The sequence below is a fragment of the Ammoniphilus sp. YIM 78166 genome (genome assembly GCF_004522215.1).
In the GTDB taxonomy this organism is placed as follows: domain Bacteria; phylum Bacillota; class Bacilli; order Aneurinibacillales; family RAOX-1; genus YIM-78166.
This window is the reverse complement of record NZ_SDLR01000032.1, coordinates 1-1511: the sequence shown is the minus strand read 5'-3', so window position 1 is coordinate 1511 and position 1511 is coordinate 1. Positions and strand designations below refer to the sequence as shown.

1 pseudogene is annotated in these 1511 nt (G+C 34.9%); it reads right to left on the bottom strand.

Features of this window, described 5'->3' with window-relative positions:
- Positions 1-94: 94 nt before the first annotated feature.
- Positions 95-1511, bottom strand: a pseudogene (locus EIZ58_RS32725) (IS1182 family transposase); the annotation flags it as partial.

The window sequence follows — 1511 nt, the reverse complement described above, 5'->3', positions numbered from 1 at the left end:
AACTTGCGTTTTTAGAAATATAAGTTTGACCAAACAAAGAAAAAGGTACTTTCTTATTTGTTTTTAAATAAGAAAGTACCTTTTTTATCTATTTTCACTGTTCCTTTTCTTTTAGAAGGGTGAGAATTCTCTTCAGATTGACTGCGAATATTGTTGTGGCACCTTGGATTTCCATGCCAAATAGACCCGCAGATAATGCTTTATCATACCCGTGTCCATGTTTTAACTCACTATTCTTCGCTTCGATTTTATAACGTGAACGAGCAAGTTCTTTAAACTCATCACTATCTTGAAACGTTTCTTGCTCCTTATGTTCGGTCGATTTAATGGTTACCGAATATGTTTTACTCTTTGCTCCTTCTGTATAACATCCTTCACGGAAAGGGCACATTTGGCATTTTTCTATGTCAAAGTAATACTTTTGACGTTGATTTTTCCCTACATTCTTCTTATTTGTACGCGCTTTTCGAATGGCCATATGCCCAGCTTTACATACGTACATGCCAGTATCTTTATTAAATTCAAACTCATCTTCCTTAGCCCGTCTACCTTGTGTGATTTGTGGATTTAACTTTGATACTAGTTGAAATTCTTCCTNNNAGCATATTGTATATTTTCCTTTTCTGAATATGCGGTATCCCCAATGACCGTTTTAACCTCCATGCCGGCTACTTTACTTTTTTCTACTAATTCTTTAAGGTACTTTCCGTCACTTTTCTCGCCTGTTGTTACCACTGCTGCTGTAATAATTCGTTCCTCACTTATGGCAAGATGTGTCTTAAATCCAAAGAAAGAAGAGTCTGCTGTTTTATGCCCTATTTTTGCGTCTGGATCGTATGAATAGCTCAGTTGTTCTTCATAATCCTCTACTATTTCTTTTAGGACGTTCAACTTTTCTTTCACAGCGGGAATTACAGCGATTTGTGGTTGCGACTCCACGATTTTAATAACTTGACGGGAATAGTCCAATTCATCTTTTACTTCGTTAGAAGTTGGTTTGGTTGGGAATCTTTCTTTTAAGGATTCATCGATTTGATAAACAGCTTTTCTTACATTTTTCGATTTCTCTTGTAAAAATTCATTCGGTGTTTTTTGGTTATAACGTGCTTTGGTATGTGTGGCATCAACAATAATAGATTTACTTTCGATGATTCCCTTTTCTAGTGCAATTTCAACCGTCTTTCCAATAAGCATGTCTAAAATACCCACATCTTGAAGACGGAGCTTACGGAATTTCGTTAATGTACTTGAATTAATGACTGGATCTTCAGGTGCCATATCTAAAAAGTATTTAAAAGACATATCATAACCTGAACGCTCGACCAGATCCACATCGGATAGTTCATAGATTGATTTTAAAAGTAAATATTTGAACATACGAATTGGAGATACAGCATTTCGTCCATTATCAAGACAATATTTTGATTTTAGTTCTTCTAATATGAAATTAAAGTCAACAAGTTCATTAATTTGGCGAAGCATATTATCTTTAGGAACGACAATATCATAAA